The organism is Chitinophaga polysaccharea (assembly GCF_902150045.1).
GTDB classification, from domain to species: domain Bacteria; phylum Bacteroidota; class Bacteroidia; order Chitinophagales; family Chitinophagaceae; genus Chitinophaga; species Chitinophaga polysaccharea_A.
On sequence record NZ_CABFVU010000001.1, the window covers coordinates 1,021,050 to 1,038,335 of the forward strand.

The 17,286-nt window shown below is 48.7% G+C and carries 12 protein-coding genes; 2 read left to right on the forward strand and 10 right to left on the reverse strand.

The window, feature by feature from the left end:
• The first annotated feature begins 40 nt into the window (after positions 1-40).
• Positions 41-517: a beta-barrel domain-containing protein gene (locus FN124_RS04135; RefSeq protein ID WP_185937083.1), complete on the forward strand. Its 477-nt coding sequence runs from the start codon at positions 41-43 to the stop codon at positions 515-517.
• Between the two features lie 234 nt (positions 518-751).
• Here the strand turns inward: FN124_RS04135 and FN124_RS04140 are convergent, their stop codons facing one another.
• The 6 genes from FN124_RS04140 to FN124_RS04165 are packed head-to-tail and all read right to left on the reverse strand — an operon-like array spanning position 752 to position 10,338.
• Positions 752-2,329 (reverse strand): RagB/SusD family nutrient uptake outer membrane protein, encoded by a 1,578-nt coding sequence (locus FN124_RS04140; RefSeq protein ID WP_142683507.1) that lies wholly within the window; start codon positions 2,327-2,329, stop codon positions 752-754.
• Between the two features lie 20 nt (positions 2,330-2,349).
• Complete coding sequence (locus tag FN124_RS04145; RefSeq protein WP_142683508.1) at positions 2,350-5,418, reverse strand: SusC/RagA family TonB-linked outer membrane protein; 3,069 nt, start codon at positions 5,416-5,418, stop codon at positions 2,350-2,352.
• Positions 5,419-5,460: 42 nt separating this feature from the next.
• Complete coding sequence (locus FN124_RS04150) at positions 5,461-6,399, reverse strand: glycerophosphodiester phosphodiesterase family protein (RefSeq protein ID WP_221887727.1); 939 nt, start codon at positions 6,397-6,399, stop codon at positions 5,461-5,463.
• Positions 6,400-6,448: 49 nt separating this feature from the next.
• Positions 6,449-7,177: an MIP/aquaporin family protein gene (locus tag FN124_RS04155; protein ID WP_142683509.1), complete on the reverse strand. Its 729-nt coding sequence runs from the start codon at positions 7,175-7,177 to the stop codon at positions 6,449-6,451.
• A gap of 11 nt (positions 7,178-7,188) precedes the next feature.
• The gene (gene glpK, locus FN124_RS04160; protein WP_142683510.1) at positions 7,189-8,682 is read right to left on the reverse strand and encodes a glycerol kinase GlpK; all 1,494 of its coding nucleotides are present in this window, start codon (positions 8,680-8,682) and stop codon (positions 7,189-7,191) included.
• A 51-nt stretch (positions 8,683-8,733) separates the two neighbouring features.
• A complete protein-coding gene (locus FN124_RS04165) occupies positions 8,734-10,338 on the reverse strand; it encodes a glycerol-3-phosphate dehydrogenase/oxidase (RefSeq protein WP_142683511.1) in 1,605 nt (534 codons plus the stop codon).
• Between the two features lie 377 nt (positions 10,339-10,715).
• On the opposite strand from FN124_RS04165, the gene FN124_RS04170 reads away from it, so the two are divergent.
• Complete coding sequence (locus FN124_RS04170; protein ID WP_142683512.1) at positions 10,716-11,480, forward strand: DeoR/GlpR family DNA-binding transcription regulator; 765 nt, start codon at positions 10,716-10,718, stop codon at positions 11,478-11,480.
• Positions 11,481-11,510: 30 nt separating this feature from the next.
• On the opposite strand, the gene FN124_RS04175 is transcribed toward FN124_RS04170, so the two are convergent.
• From FN124_RS04175 to bglX, 4 genes are all read right to left on the reverse strand, one after another.
• On the reverse strand, positions 11,511-11,774 hold the full coding sequence (locus tag FN124_RS04175) for a UBP-type zinc finger domain-containing protein (protein ID WP_142683513.1): 264 nt from the start codon (positions 11,772-11,774) through the stop codon (positions 11,511-11,513).
• Between the two features lie 11 nt (positions 11,775-11,785).
• The gene (locus FN124_RS04180) at positions 11,786-13,444 is read right to left on the reverse strand and encodes an NAD(P)/FAD-dependent oxidoreductase (protein WP_142683514.1); all 1,659 of its coding nucleotides are present in this window, start codon (positions 13,442-13,444) and stop codon (positions 11,786-11,788) included.
• A 6-nt stretch (positions 13,445-13,450) separates the two neighbouring features.
• The gene (locus FN124_RS04185) at positions 13,451-14,851 is read right to left on the reverse strand and encodes an ATP-binding protein (protein ID WP_142683515.1); all 1,401 of its coding nucleotides are present in this window, start codon (positions 14,849-14,851) and stop codon (positions 13,451-13,453) included.
• Between the two features lie 127 nt (positions 14,852-14,978).
• Complete coding sequence (gene bglX, locus FN124_RS04190) at positions 14,979-17,276, reverse strand: beta-glucosidase BglX (RefSeq protein WP_142683516.1); 2,298 nt, start codon at positions 17,274-17,276, stop codon at positions 14,979-14,981.
• Between the last annotated feature and the right edge of the window lie 10 nt (positions 17,277-17,286).

Consider the following 17,286-nt stretch of genomic DNA (forward strand, 5'->3'; position numbering starts at 1 on the left):
TCATGATATCGCACAACAACGTATCATATTTCAGCAGGCATTGCAATCACTTAAAAGTGTGATCGACGATTGGAAAAAAAGATATGTGTTGCAATCACCTGTTGATGGCAATATCTTTTTTATCATTCCGTTACAGGAAAACCAATTCCTGCAACCCGGCAAATTAATCGGATATATTAATCCCGATGATTCCCATTTTTACGCGGAAACCTATTTACCGCAAAATAATTTTGGGAAGGCAAGTATAGGATTAAAGGTGCAACTGCGCTTTGACGCCTACCCCTACCAGGAAACAGGATTTGTGGATGGCACCATCAACTATATCTCTCATGTGGCCTCCGACAGTGGTTTCCTGGCAACTGTACAGCTAGACCACGGCCTTGTGACCAATACCGGCCGCCCCATTTCTTACAAGAGTGGCCTCACAGCCCAGGCCATTGTTATCAACCGGGATTTGCGCCTTTTACAACGGTTATGGTTTAATTTAAACAAGTCTGTTACCGTGGGGAACAAATAATGTGTTAATTGGCACGGAAAAGCAGTTCATTACCGGTTACAGCGTTCATCAAAAAAACAATAACGGCGCCTGGTTTAAAGAATATCTGACACAACAGCAAAAGCATGGTTCCACATCCCGGAAAACATCATTGCAGACAGTATTTTTGGCACTCAGGAAAATTATCACCTGAAAAAAGAAGGCTGACCAAAAAGCGTTCTTTTACTTTTTGGTCAGCCACACTATACCTGGCAATCAGTAACCCGGGTTCTGTTCCAGGTTAGGGTTCAGATCTCTTTCACCTACCGGTATCGGCCACCAGTAGTCGCGCAGTTTATCAAACGTACGGGTTTCTATCTTTTTACCGGCATAATTTTCAATAGGCCCGTTCATTACTGTTTCAGCAGTTTTCCAGCGACGGATATCATTGTAATACAATCCCTCCCCTGCAAACTCCACGCGTCTTTCATGACGGATCTCTGCACGCAGCGCCTCTTTAGATAAGGTATTGGAAATATGCGGCATTTTCACCCTGTCGCGGATAGCGTTGAGTGCGGCAAAAATGGTGGCATCCGGGCCGCTTACTTCGTTCTGCGCTTCTGCATACATCATCAGGATGTCGGCATATCTCAGCACAATAAAGTTAATATCAGACTGGCCGTCTTTCAGATCCGACTTATCTTTTGGCGGTACAATGCTGTCGTAAAGGCTATATTTCTTCATACCATAACCGGTAATAGCAAAGCGGGTAGCAGGGATAATGGCGCCACGGTACATATCGCCGGGATAAGTGAAGGTACCGTATAAACGGGGATCACGGCGCAGGTAAGGGCTATCTGCCTTATACCCGGAAGCCGGATCGGTGATGGGCAACCCATTGTTCATGTAATAGGTTTTGGCCAGGTCCAGCAGCGGTGCGTTGGTGTTGTATTGCGTACAGATCAGGTCGAACGAACTACCTTGTTGCGGGAAGATGTACTGCACATCAAAAATAACTTCCTTGTTATTTTCGTTGGGTTGCAGGAACAACCCACGGTAATTTGCAAACAGGCCGTAGCCGGTACCTCCCAGGTCCATTACCGCCCTGGCGGCATCAGCTGCGGCTTTCCATTTGGCCACGTCGTTGGAAGGGTTCAGCAGGGGGCTGGCTTCGTACAGCAACACTCTTGCTTTCAGTGCCATTGCAGCGCCCTTTGTAGCGCGACCGAGATCCGCCCCGGTGAATTTCACCGGCAGCCGCGTAGCAGCCATATCGAGGTCTTTCAACACATTAGCTACCACTTCTGCACGTGGTGTACGTGGAAGTTTGGCCTGTGCGTTTCTATCAGGTGGATCCAGGATCAGCGGTACTGCGCCATAATAATTCTCCAGTATAAAGTAATAAAGCCCACGCAGGAAATAAGCCTCTCCTTTCATCCTCTTCCGGGTATCCTCATCAAGCGCAGTCACTTCATCTACCTTCTTCAGAAATGTATTACAACGCCCAATGCCGCTGTAGCAATCAGAATAACGAGAGGTAACGATACCGCCTGTGCTGGACATCTGGGTACCGCGTGCAATGGAGTTAAAGCTCATTGCATCCGTTTGGTTATAAGCATTCGGAGAAATGGTTTCTTCCCAGAGGGCAGTGGCATTGTTGGATGTTTTACCACCAAATATGCCCTGGTTGCGCAGTACGGAGTAACAGCCTACCAGGCCTGCGTTGGCAGCTTCCGGCGTTTGCCAGAAAGTTGATTCCGGGTAACGGTCGTGCGGGGAGGTGTTCAGCAGGTCCTTGTTGCAACCTGCAGCCAGGAGACCGGTGCAGGAAAGTAAGAGATATATCTTTTTCATACTATTCATGATTTGGAGGTTTAGAAGGTAACGTTGATACCACCGTTAAAGGTTTTCAACATGGGATAAGTATACAACGTTGTTTGATCCAGTATGGATTCCGGATCGAAATCCTTATAACGGGAGAAAGTGAGCAGGTTTTCCGCATTGATAAACACGCTTACTTTCTGGATCTTTGCTTTCGACAACCATTGCTGTGGCAGCGCATATCCCAGCTGTATATTCTTCATTCTCAGGTAGGAGTTATCCCTTAACCAGAAAGTAGAGCGCTGGAAATTGTCGATGCTGCCGGTGCTGGTGGTTATGATAGGCAGGCGTGCGTTTGGCTTCTCGGGGGTCCAGGCATCCCTTGTCCATTCCCAGGTGGCATTGGCGCCATTGTTGAACGGATATGCCAGGTTAGCGGTAGGCAATACTTTTATGCCGCCTATGCCCTGGAAGGAAGCGCTGAGTGTGATCCCTTTATAACCCACGTTAAACCCGAAACCATAAGTATATTTCGGCACGGAAGAAGAGCTGTTCACAACTACACGGTCATCGCCATTGATGATCCCGTCGTTATTAACATCCCTGAATTTAATGTAGCCTGGTTTTGTATTGGCAGATTGCTTTGCGCTGGCATCCACTTCCGCCTGGCTCTGGAAAATACCCTCTGCCTGTAATACATAAAAAGACTCAATAGGAGATCCGGCCTGCGTGATGGTACCTGAACCATAAATAATTTCACCATGCAGATCCACTACTTCGTTTTTATTATAGGCAACGCTTCCATAAACATTCAGATCTACTTCACCGATATGATCCCGGTACTGGGCTGTTACTTCAAAACCGGTGTTATCTACCACGCCCACATTCTGTTTTGCGCCGGCCAGGTTTCCCACCTGTGATGGCATGCCCACCTCGCGCAGGATACCATCTGTACGTTTTTTATAGGCATCAACGGTAAGGCCTATACGATTATTCCAGAAGTTAAGATCAACGCCAACATTGTATGCAGTGGTGATTTCCCATTTAAGTGTAGAATCCGCATCAGCCGTTTTGGCCGCACCGGAATTCAGTACGCCGCCAAAACTGTAGTCTTCACCAAGGTTTACTGTTGGCTCTGTGGTGTACAATGCAATGGCCTGGTTACCTAATTTGCCGACGGAGGCCCGCAGCTTCAGTACGTTTATGAAATCAGAATGAAAGAAGGATTCTTTATCAATACGCCAGCCGGCAGATACAGAAGGAAAAAATGCCCAACGGCTATGTCTTCCAAGGCGACTGGAGCCATCATAACGGAAAGTAGCCTCCAGCAGGTATTTCCCATCATAGTCGTAATTGAAACGGCCAAAATAAGATTCCAGTACATCGCGGGTAAGATTGCCCGATGTCGCATTCCAGATAGTACCAGCACTTAACGCATCCAGCCGGCCATCCAGGTAACCATACATACTGGCTGCCCAGGAGTCGGAGTCGAAGTTATCGTAACTGGCGCCCACCATGGCGGAAACATTATGTTTCTCTTTGAACTGGTGCTTCCAGTCGAGCGTATTATAGAAGTGGATGTTCATATCATTATAATCCGTTTTGGCCGACCGTGGCGCGGTGGCCGGGCTATTCCAGTTGATGGTATCGCCGGTTTTCGGATTAAAGGTTTGCATACGTGGTGTGAAGCCGCTCAGCAAGCCATCGTATTTATCCACACCGAACTTAATATTATAGTTGATATCGAAGGGCAGTTTATATTCTGCAAAAACGGTGGTCAGGAAACGCTGGATCTGTTTTGTCTGCAACCCGTTGTATGCCAGCATGCGGGGGTTTTCCCAGTTGTTACGGCCGGCGGTTCTGAGCCAGGAGTTGCCATAACGGCCGTCCGGCAGCGTATCTGTAAGGATAGGCAATGTACGGGCCAGGTAGGTCCAGGTATCAGTATAAAACGGTGTGGTGTAGGTTCTGTAATAACCGTCCATAGTAATACCGGCGCGCAGGCGTTTGGTTACATCCATGGAAGCATTCAGTCCTACAGAATATTTCTTCTCATGGTTACCGGGCCCGAAAAGAATACCGTTCCTGTCGAGATAACCGAGAGATAAGCGGTAATTATACTTTTCGCCGCTGCCGGAAATGCTCAGGTCATGTTTTTGAATTACACCATTCTTCAGCGCAATATCATACCAGTTGTTGGCCGGGTAAGTGAAAGGATCTGTCGCCATTCCTTTTTTATATTCCTCAATATCAGATTCCTTGTATTCGATTGCTTTGCCTTCATTAATAAGGGCCTGGTTCTTCAGTTTCATGTAAACAATGGGATCACTGATCACATCCGGCAGGTAAGTAGCTTTCTGCTGGCCATAATAATAGCTGTAGTTTACACGGGAACTGCCTCTTCCTTTTTTTGTGGTAACAAGGATAACGCCGTTGGAGCCACGGGAGCCATAAATGGCAGCAGCAGCATCTTTCAGTACAGTAACGGTTTCAATATCATTTGGATTGAGCTCGTCCATAGAATATTCAATACCATCTACCAGCACCAGCGGATCGTTGGCCCTGGGATCCGTGCTGCCAAAGGTATTCACTCCCCTGATACGGATGGTGCTGCGATCCACACCAGGCTGGCTGTTGCTCAGGTTGGCGAATACGCCGGGCACACCATGCAGGGCGTTACTCACGTTGGTAAGCGGCTGCCCTTCCTTGTCTACCATATTTACAGTGGTGATGGCGCCGGTGAGAGTGGCTTTCTTTTGTGTGCCATAACCTACTACCACAACATCGTTTAGTTTCTGGATATCTTCCTGCAATACTACCTGTACAGTGGAAGATTTTACTTTTACTTCTTTTGGCAGGTAACCAATAAAGGTAAATTTCAGTGTAGCTTCTTTGGGTGCATTCAATTTAAAAGCGCCGTTTACATCAGTAGCGGCGCCGCGGCTGGTACCTGCTACCTGTACATTCACCCCTATCAGTGGCGTACCATTGGCGGCAGTTACCTTACCAGTAACGGGAATATCCTGTGCCTGCAGGGACAGGCTGCCAATGCCTGTGATCCCGATACACAGCAACAGAAAAATCGCCGGTTTTAACTGGCGGAGTCGTGAAAACCATTTCATAAGTGCTTGTTTTTTTTAGTGTTTTGGTAGATAAGATAATGGTCAGAGCCCTGCTTCGCGTAATCTGTTTGGGTAGTCGGTAATAATACCATCAACGCCCAGTCCTTTTAGTTTCTTCATTTCATTAACATCGTCCACTGTCCATGGAACAATCTGAATATGTTTAGCGTGGCATTTGCTTACCAGCTCGGGTGTTACCAGTTTGTAGTTAGGATTGTAGAAAAACGGTGTAAAGCCCAGTTGTTCAATATGCTGATCGAATCCGTTCTTTTTATCATCTGTCAGAAATCCGAGTGCCATACCGGGGTAGCGGCGGTGCAGCACCTGTAGAGGGCGCATATCGAACGATTGCACCAGCAGGCGTTTTCCCAATGGCTGCAATTGTTTTACCGCCATCAGTTTATCCATGTATTCTTCCGGCGCGGGTTGTTCTTTACCGTCTGTTTTTTCGGAAGATTTTATCTCCAGCAGGTAATAAGGCGCCGGCAGATGATGCGCTTTCGTATAGGCCTCCACGGAGTCTATCAGTTCAGACAGCAGCGGCGCATAGGAGCGCATGCGTTGTTGTTCCGGATAGGCCGGATATGGTTTTTCACCAATAATAAACGGGCGGATATCCGCGTAGTTCATCTGGTAAAAAATATAATCCTTACGCTTTTCCGCCGGGATATCTTTCCCGTCGGGCGTGGTGGTGTAAGACGGCGTAAAAGATGCATCGTGGTATACCATTACCTGTCCGTCTTTCGTGATGTGCACGTCAAACTCGATGGTATTGGCGCCTTCTTCCAGTCCGCGGTACATAGCCGGAATGGTGTTTTCAGGCATCAGTCCCCTGGTGCCGCGGTGCCCTACTTTATAAAATGAAGGATAATCTTTTTTGGCAGCAGCCGTTGTCCTGGATGTTTTACAGGCATTGAAGCTGCACATGGCTGCTACTGCCATTGCACAACTGATCAGGCTGATATTGAACTTTTTTTTCATTGCAGGTGGTTCTAACGTGTTATTAATTGCGTGTATGGGTAAGCGTTAATTACTTCAGTAACAGGTATAAGGAAGCTGCGAGCACAGCGCCGGCGACTGGTCCAAAAACGGGCACCCATGAGTAGTTCCAGTCGCTGTGACCTTTTCCTTTTATAGGCAGCAGTGCATACATGATACGCGGGCCCAGATCCCTGGCCGGGTTGATGGCGTAACCGGTAGTACCACCCAGGGATAACCCTATAGACCATACCAGGAAAGCTACGGGTAGTGCGCCGAGAGAACCCAGCCCTACCGGCGTTCTTTCCGGTCCTAATTCTGCCCCGGTAAAATAGAAGATGGTGAAAAGCAGCACAAAGGTGCCGGTAGCTTCGCAGATAAAGTTGCGCCAGATATTTCGTATAGCCGGCTCCGTGCAAAATACGGCGCGCTGCAATCCCACGTCGGGCGTATTGTTCAGATGGTCTTTGTAATTAAGCCATACCAGCGTGGTACCGAGCATAGCGCCCAGCATCTGCATGGCAATGAACAAAGGCACATTTGCCCAGTTGAATTTACCGGCAGTGGCCAGTGCAATGGTGACAGCAGGATTGAGGTGTGCGCCGCTGTATGGGCCCGCAAACACTACTCCTACAAATACGGCCAGCGCCCAGCCGGTGGTGATCACGATCCAGCCGCTGTTGTTGCCTTTGGTATTGTGCAGTACTACGTTAGCTACCACGCCATTGCCCAGCAGGAGCAGCAGGGCGGTACCTATTAATTCAGCTAAATAAGGATACATAGTTTATGATTTTATTGATGAGCCCATGCTTTTGTAGCGTTTACTGCGCGGTTCCATCCGTTGATCCATTGCTGCCTTTGTTCCTGTTCCAGTTTTGGAGAGAAGCACTTTTCCATGTTCCACTGGCTGGCAATTTCTTCCAGGTTCTGCCAGTAACCGGTGGCCAGTCCGGCGAGATAAGCGGCGCCGAGAGCGGTTGTTTCTGTGATACCCGGACGAACTACTTTTGTTTGCAGGATATCAGCCTGGAACTGCATGAGCAGGTTGTTGCCGGTGGCGCCTCCATCTACCCTTAATTCCCTGATACTGATACCGGCATCTGCTTCCATGGCATTCAGTACTTCCATGGTCTGATACGCGATGCTTTCCAATGCCGCACGTGCAATATGGGCTGCGTTGGTACCGCGTGTCATGCCCACCAGTGTGCCGCGTGCGTGCTGATCCCAGTGTGGGGCGCCAAGACCTGCAAATGCAGGCACCAGGTATACGCCATCATTCTGCGCCACGCTGGCCGCCAGTGCTTCCACTTCAGAAGAGGCCCTGATAATACCAAGCCCGTCGCGCAGCCATTGCACAATAGCTCCTGCAATGAAGATGCTACCTTCCAGCGCATATTGTACCTGCCCGTTTACTTTCCATGCCACGGTGGTAAGGAGATTATTCTTGCTGATGATCGGTGTTTCCCCAATGTTCATGAGCATAAAACAACCGGTGCCGTAGGTGTTTTTCACCATGCCGGGTGCAGTGCACATTTGCCCGAAGAGGGCGGCATGCTGGTCACCGGCGATGCCTGCAATAGGGATCTGCACGGCAAAGATGCCGGGGGCGGTTTCGCCGCATACTTCGCTCGACTGCTTTACTTCCGGCAGCATGGATGCGGGGATACCAAGCATCTCCAGCAGTTCGTTATCCCATGCCTGGGTATGGATATTAAACAGCATGGTGCGGGAGGCATTAGTGATATCGGTGGCATGTACGGCGCCATGAGTGAGGTTCCAGATCAGCCAGGCGTCTACCGTTCCGAAGGCCAGCCTGCCTTCGTTGGCGCGTTCCCGTGCCCCGGGCACATTATCAAGGATCCATTTGATTTTTGTTCCAGAGAAGTAAGCATCTATTACCAATCCTGTTTTTTCGCGCACCATGGTTTCCCTGCCGGCTGCTTTCAGTTCATCGCAGAAACCAGCCGTGCGCCTGTCCTGCCAAACAATGGCGTTATACACCGGCTTACCGGTTTCCCGGTCCCAGACCAGGGTTGTTTCCCGCTGGTTGGTAATACCAATGGCTGCGATGTTGCCTCCTTCCAGGCCTACCTTGGCCATAGCTTCGGTAGCTACCCCGATCTGGCTGCTCCATATTTCAGAAGGATCGTGCTCCACCCATCCCGGTTGTGGAAACAGTTGTGTGAATTCTTTCTGCGCCGTGGAAATAACTGCGCCTGCTTTGTCGAAAATAATGGCCCGCGAGCTGGTTGTGCCCTGATCCATTGCCATAATGTATCTGATCATGTCTTTCTTTTTCTACGTGGATGTTTACGTGGGTGCTTTTTTTCGTTTAGTCTATACCGTAACCTTCAGTTGTTTATAGGTAGTTCCGTTCTTCAGGAGATAATGTTGCGCTACCTGCAGAAAATCCTTTACCTGTTTTTGTTGCCATTCCATGTCTTTGTTCATCTCAACAGCCATAATTGCGGCTACAGCGGGCGCGAGGTCAATAGCAGCCTGCGCGTCCAGGAAGAGTGCGCGTAAACGACGGGCCAGTACGTCTTCCACTGTTTGGGCCATTTCATTTCTCACTGCCCAGATCACCTGTGCCTTGATGTATGGCAGGCGTGGGTGCAGCTGTTCTTTCATGTCAGGGTTCAGGGAAATGTAAGCCTGTATCCTGGCGGCATCACTGCCATATATATCCAGTGGCGCAGCTGCAGAAGGTTGTTGCTGGTAGCCGTGGATGTGCAGTGATTTTGTTTTACAGCCCACCGGTACCAGCCCCCCGGTTTTAATGGCCTGGTCCACGGTATCTTCCGCCATCCTGCGGAAGGTGGTCCATTTACCGCCGGTGATGGTGATGAGCCCTGATGGCGCCACCAGGATCTTATGGCTGCGGGAGATTTCCTTTGTGCTGCCTGTTTCCTTCTGTGGGGCTGCCAGCGGGCGTAACCCTGCAAACACGCTGAGTACATCCTCGCGTGCAGGCGGGCGGTCAAGATATTTACCGGCGGTATTTAAGATGAAGCTGATCTCTTCTTCCAGTGCGATAGGCTCCATGCTGTGCTCATCGAGCGGTGTATCGGTAGTGCCCAGTAACACTTTATTATTCCAGGGCACTGCAAATAATACGCGGCCATCGTCCGTTTTCGGGATCATGATAGCGCTTTTGCTGTTGAGGAAAGAAGGGTCCAGCACCAGGTGTACGCCCTGGCTGGGTTTCACCATATTTGGCGCAGCCGGGTTGTCGAGTTGCAGTACTTCATCTACAAATACGCCGGTAGCATTGATCACTGTTCTGGCCTGCAGCGTAAACGTTTCTGCCGTTTCCAGGTCCTGTGCGCATACGCCGCTTATTTTGCCTGCATTGTTTTTAAGAAGACCATTTACCTTGAAATAGTTGAGCAGTACGGCCCCGTTTTCAGCGGCAGTTTGTGCAATGTCTACTGCGAGGCGTGCATCATCAAACTGGCCATCGTGATAAACAATACCTCCTTTCAGTCCTTCCCTGCGGATGGTGGGAAGCCGGTTAATAACTTCTTTCCGGCTGATATGCCTGGAACGTCCAAGGCTCAGTTTTCCTGACAGGAGGTCGTAGATCTTCAGGCCAATAGTATAAAAGGGGCCCTGCCACCAGTTATACTGAGGGATAATGAATTGCTGGTTGTGAGCCAGGTGCGGGGCATTATTAAGCAGCAGTCCCCTTTCGTACAGGGCTTCCCGTACCAGGGCAATGTCGCCCTGCGCCAGGTATCTTACCCCGCCGTGCACCAGTTTGGTACTGCGACTGGAAGTACCTTTGGCGAAGTCGGCCTGCTCAAGCAACAACGTGCGGTAATTCCTGGTAGCGGCATCCATGGCTATACCAAGACCGGTAGCTCCACCGCCTATAATGATAAGATCCCATGGTTGTTCACCTGCCTCCCTTAATTGCCTGATTGATTCGATTCTTTTCATTTTATTGCCACATAACTTTTAATTAGTTTCACTTAATTTCTCTACAATAGTAATAAAAACAAAAAGAAATAATTTGAAACCAAAGTATAAAATAAAATGAAAAAGCTGAAAAAGTTATTGATGAACGGAAAAGAAATAAAAAGAAAAATACAATTCTCTCATTTGCAGTCATAATACATATATTTATTATATATCTATAACTTTCTTTTTATTTCATTTTAAAGTTTCTATGGAGAGAAACGAAGGATATTAACCGATTAATATGTAACCATATTTAACTAATTGAAACAAAATTCGCGGATATTTGTAATCAGGATTTTTTTTCAGATGATCCCGTGTCAACACATTTTAATACGTTACTTTTATCTGATATGTCTATGATCAATATTGCAGAACGTCATAAGTTTATTCTCGGCAAGCTGCACGAGAAAGGATATGTTAATGTACTGGAACTTTGTAAGGAGCTGGATGTATCGGGAGTGACTATACGAAAAGACCTGAAGCTGCTGGAAGATAAGTCGCTTTTGTTCCGCTCACACGGAGGCGCTACGGTGCACAATCCATATACGATGGATAAACCGGTGAATGAAAAAGAGAATATACGCCGGGAGGAAAAACAACTGATCGGGCACGCAGCCGCTGCGCTGATAGTGCCGAACGATGCCATCATTATTGCTTCCGGTACATCTGTACAGGCGCTGGCAAAAAATATACAGCCCAAAGGGCACCTTACCGTTATCACGGGGGCGCTGAACGTGGCGCTGGAACTGCTGCGCCGGCCCGACATCGAAGTGATCCAGCTTGGCGGGCATCTGCGCAACAGCTCTACTTCTGTAACAGGATCTTATGCGGAGAAGATACTGGAAGATTTTTCCTGCAGTAAATTATTTCTCGGTGTAGATGGTATTGACCTGGAGTTTGGTCTTACTACCACTAATATTATGGAAGCGCATCTCAACCAGAAAATGATGGCCACTGCCCAGAAAACCATTGTACTGGCCGATTCCAGTAAGTTTGGCAAAAGAGGATTCGGGCGCATTTGCTCCCTGGAAGAAATAGACGAGGTAATTACTGATAGTGGTATATCAGAACATGTTGTTAAAAAAATGGAAGATATGGGCGTGAAAGTAACGGTGGTGTAAGAGGAAGACCATTGCCTTCCTCTTGTTATCTTAATACTCCGCCACCTCCCCATCCTTATAACACCACAGCCACCGTTCCTCCGGTTCTGCTGAAGCGACCACCGGATGATCCGTTTCATGAAAATGCTGTGTCATATGCTTTGAAGGCGAATCATCGCAACAAAGTGTAACGCCGCAGGTCTGACAGGTACGCAGGTGCAGCCATTTGCCATGATGCTTTATACATTCTTCGCAAACATGATCACTGCTTACTTTTATTTCAGTAATTGCTTCAAGGTGTGAACATAAAGCCATAAAAAAATATTTTAAACTTCCGCCAGGTACTTATGCACCAGGCTAATACTCATAGAACCTTCGCCTACGGCGGAGGCCACGCGACTCATAGCGCCGGACCTTACATCGCCGGCTGCAAAAATGCCGGGGCAGCTGGTTTCCAGCAAATAAGGATCACGCGCCAGCTTCCAGAGTTTACCAAAATAATCAAACGATTTCATTTCCCTTCCGGTTTGTACATAACCCTTTTCATCTTTGATGATAAGATCTCCCAGCCATTCGGTATATGGCCTTGCGCCAATAAAAATATACAAGGCATCTGCAGGTACTTCTTTTATTTCATGGGTTTGCAGGTTCTCTATTTTCAGTTTCTCCAGCCGGTCGGTGCCCGATGCTTCTACTATTTCACTATTGTTCAGGATCGTGATATTGGCGATCGCATTGATCTGGTCTATCAGGTAAGACGACATGGTAGCGTTCAGGTTTTCCTTCCTGATCAAAATAAATACTTCCTTTGCAAACTTCGACAGGTACACGGCTGCCTGGCCGGCAGAATTACCGCCACCCAATATATACACGCTGCGGTCGCGGCAGGAAGCAGCTTCCGTAGTAGCCGCACCATAGTAAATACCCGCACCGGTGAACTGTGCTATTCCCGCTGTATCCAGTTTACGGTAATCCACACCGGTGGTGATCACTACTGCCCTTGCATTTATTTCTGTGCCGTTTTCCAGGCAAACGATCTTATAATCTGCTTTAAGCTTGATTTCTTTCACCGATTGCGGCAACAAAAATTCCGTACCAAATCTTGTAGCCTGTGTAATAGCACGCCGGGTAAGTTCCGCGCCGCTTAGTCCTGATGGAAAGCCCAGGTAGTTTTCAATACGGGAACTGGTACCTGCCTGTCCGCCTGGCGCATGCCGTTCTATCAGCAACGTTTTCAATCCTTCAGACGCACCATATACTGAAGCCGCCAAACCGGCAGGCCCCGCGCCGATGATCACAACATCATAGATCTCATTCTTAAGCGTGGGATTCAATCCTATTTTTGCTGCAATATCAATGATAGCCGGGGATGGCATTACTTCTCCCTGTTCCAGTATCACCACCGGTAATGCCGATGGCTCCAGGTTATTCAGCTGCAACAGCAATTTTCCTTCATCGCTGCCGGCATCAATAGAATGATAGGGGATCAGGTTGCTCGCCAGGAATTCCTTGATGCGGTAAGCATCAGACGAAAAAGGAAAACCCAGCACCTTGATTCCCTGAAATTCAGGCCGGTAATTGGTTTGCCAGTCTTCCAGCAGATCATTGATAACGGGATATAACTTCTCCTCCGGCGGGTCCCAGGGTTTCTGCAGGTAATAATCCAGCCGTAATTCATTGATGGCTTTTATGGCTGCATTGGTATCAGAGTAAGCAGTCAGCAATACCCGTTTAGCAGCAGGGAATATTTCCATGGCCTGTTGCAGGAAATCAACGCCTTCCATTTCCGGCATCCGCTGATCTGAAATGAATATGGCTACAGTGTCGTTCCTGTTTTTCAGTTCTACCAGGCTTTGCAGCGCTTCGTTGGCGGAAAGCGTGCTTAAAATGCGGTACGATTTACGGTAGTATGACTTCAGATCCTGCGTAATTGCATTCAGCACCTGTCTGTCGTCATCTATAACAAATATTATTGGCAAGCTCATATCTTCTTAATTGTTCTCTATGGGAAATGAAATGGTAAAAATTGTTTTACCTGGCACAGAAGTTTGTTTCACAGATCCGCGATGACGCTGTACGATCTGTGCTACCACATCCAGTCCCAGCCCGGTTCCTTTTCCCAGGTCTTTGGTGGTAAAGAAAGGCTCAAATATACGCGATTGTATTTCTTCCGGGATACCCGGCCCGTTGTCGGTGATGGTAACATGCACACATTGCCGGTCCTTTGTGGTGGCTATTTCCAGCCGTCCTTTCTGAGCCGGCTCCATGGCATCCAGGGCATTATCCACCAGGTTGGTCCATACCTGGTTCAGTTCCCCGGGCAGGGCTTTTATTTTTGGCAGCGAGGCATCAAAGTTTTCCACTATTTCCACATTACCTTTCCTGAACCGGTAATCCAGCATCGTGAGCGTATTGCGGATACCGGTATGGATATCGATAAATTGTTTGTCGGGTTCCTGGTCCATATAAGTATATCTTTTCACGGCACTCACCAGGTCAAAAATCCTTTTCGAGGAGATCTGCAGATCGCCTACCATCCTGTTCGCCTCCAGCGAGCTATCTATCCAGCCTAAGATCACTTCCAGGTGCGCGGGATCGAACAAGCGGCTGAAATCCTCCAATGCAGCGGGCTCCACACCGCATTCTGCCAGTATTTCCGCTATTTCAATCCGGGAGATGTTTTTGCTTTCCAGCCAATCTTCAATAGCAGTCGTTTTATCAGAAAGCTCCAGCACGGATAATGCCTTCGCTGGTTTGTTGGCCCACCATTGCTGCAGGTTATCCACAATGGCTGTGGCCTGGTCCTGCGACAGGCACAATGCCACCATTTCTTTAAATATAACGGGGATATGGCTGATATTCTCAAACAGTTTGTCTGAGCTTCTGCAAATAGCGGCTACCGGGTTATTCAGTTCATGGGCCAGGCCGGCAGATAACTTCCCGAGCGCCATCATTTTTTCATTCTGCTGCTGGGAAGAAGTGGTTTCCCGTACGCGGGTGGTCATGATATGCACCAGCGCTTCTGTTAGTTCATAATGCTGTTCAATATGTGCTTTGATCTTTTCTGCCGGGCAAATCAGCACCCTGGTGTCTTTCAGGCAAAGACCATTTCCCATGGCGTTCTTTACGCGGGAAAAAGGAAGCCACCCGGTGATGTTGTCGTCGTTCAGTTCCACAATTTCCCGGTAATGCCCATTAACGGTGGCAGAGATACGCACCTTTCCTGAAATCAGGATGATAGTGGCTATTACCGGGTCGCCGGCTTTAAACAGCAGCTCCCCTTCCGGCACCAGTTTTTCTTCCGATTGGGAAATCAGCCACTGCAGCTGTTCCAGCGGCACATCCTTCAGAGAAGGAATATTTTTCAGTTGAATTGCAGTGATGGGTTCCATAAAAAAAGCTTAAAGTCTGTTCTCAAATATAAGCTTTCAGCGGCGGTTTTTGCAGGTGCTCCAAAAGCAAAGGCCGCCCTTCCGGGCGACCCTGCTTTCTTTTAACCAGTAATAAAAATTCAGGGGGTTATTGCAGCTCAAATGTGTTTTTCAGCCTGATATCGGCAGAGGAGGCGCCAATCATGAGGTCGAATGTTCCCGGCTCGGCCACCCATTGCAACTGGCTGTTAAAAAAAGACAGCTTTTCCCTGTCGATCGTAAAATGAATGGTTCTACTTTCACCCGGTTGCAGTTTTATCTTCTGAAAATCCTTTAGTTCTTTTACCGGCCTGGTAACAGATGCTTCCCTGTCTCTCAGGTACAGCTGCACAATTTCTTCGCCGGTATAGGCGCCCGTATTGGTGAGTTTAAATGCCACATCTATCGTTTTACTGCCGCTTATTTTGTTGGAGCTGAGCGTGAGCCCTTCGTATTTAAACGTAGTGTAGCTCAGGCCGTATCCAAAAGGGAACAGCGGATCATTGGGCACATCCAGGTAGTTGGAGCGGAATTTCTGTGTAGGGCCTTCCGGTTGAGGGCGGCCTGTATTTTTATAATTATAGTAGATGGGGATCTGTCCTACATTACGGGGAAAACTCATGGTGAGCTTGCCGGAAGGATTATAATTTCCGAAGAGGACATCGGCGATGGCGTTGCCGGCTTCGTGGCCCTGGAACCATACTTCCAGCAAGGAAGTAGCTTGCTCATTTTCAGTGGTGAGCGTTAATGGTCTTCCGCTCATTACTACTACCACCAGTGGTTTGCCTGTTTGTGCCAGTGCGGCGAGCAGTTTACGCTGACTTTCCGGGATACCGATATCCGATCTGCTGGCGGCTTCCCCGCTCATTTCGGAGGCCTCTCCCACCACGGCTACCACTACATCTGCCTTTGAGGCGGTAGTAATTGCCTCCGTGAGCAACTGTCCAGGAGTACGGGCATCAATATCGATCCTTTCGCCAAATACATTTACCTTTTTTGCAAAGGTGGTATCATCGCTGATGTTGGCGCCTTTGGCGTAAAGAATATTCACACTGCTGCCGGCTACCTGTTTCATGCCATCGAGAACGGGTACAGACAATGCGGTATCGCCACTTACCGCCCAGGTGCCCAGCATATTGCTTTTGTTATTGGCCAGCGGCCCTACCAATGCAATGGTGCCCGACTTTTTCAACGGTAATGTTTGCCGGTCATTTTTCAGTAACACGCAGGAGCGTGCGCCCAGCTCTCTTGCAGCCTGTCTTTTATCGGCGCTCAGCACTTCTTTGGCGGCAGTGGCAGTATTGCAGTAGCGGTAAGGATCATCGAACAGGCCCAGCTTATATTTTGCCTCCAGCACACGACGGCAGGCGTCGTTGATCTCAGCCAGTGTTATCTTATGTTCTTTAAGTGATCGCTGCAGCGTGCCAACAAACCCCTCGCCTACCATGTCCATATCCACACCGGCTTTTAATGCGAGCGCTGATACGGTTTGGAGGTTACCCAGGCCATGTTCCATCATTTCGTTGATAGCGGTGTAATCTGTTACCACAAAGCCTTTAAAGCCCCATTGCTTCCGGAGCAGGTCTGTAAGCAACCACTTGTTGGCTGTAGCAGGAACCCCATCAATTTCATTGAAGGAAGTCATTACACTGCCTGCGCCTGCATCTATAGCTGCTTTATACGGGGGCAGGTAGTATTCGTACATTTTGATGCGGCTCATGTCGGTAGTGTTGTAATCACGGCCGGCCTCCGCGGCGCCGTACAGGGCGAAATGTTTTACGCAGGCCATCACGCTGTTTTTATCGCCGAGTTGTTTTCCCTGGTAGCCATGCACCATGGCGGCGGCTATTTTTGAGCCCAGATAGGTATCTTCCCCCGAGCCTTCTGCAACGCGGCCCCAGCGCGGATCACGGGCAATGTCTACCATAGGTGAATACACCCAGCACAGGCCATCGGCACTGGCTTCCGTTGCTGCCAGTCTTGCGCTGTGCTCAATCAGCGGTAAATCCCAGCTGCAGGATAGCCCCAGCGGAATAGGGAACGTGGTCTTGTATCCGTGGATCACATCTGATCCGAAGATCAGCGGAATTTTAAGCCTGCTTTTGGTAACTGCCAGTTCCTGTGCCTGGCGGATCTTTTCCACACCAATTACACCAAACAAACCGCCCACATTACCTTTGCTGATCTTTGTTTCCACATCGCTGCTCACTACAGCGCCGGTTGCTACGCCGCCGCCTGGTGTAAGCAGGTTAAGCTGGCCTATCTTTTCTTCCAGCGTCATCTTTCCCATCAGCGTATTAATGAAGGCATTCATTTTTGCCGGAGAAGATTGCGCCTGTACCTGGCCTGCAGCCAGCAGTGCCACTGCCGCAAGCGCGCTTTTAAAACGGGTACGTTTATGTTTCATACTGTTTGTT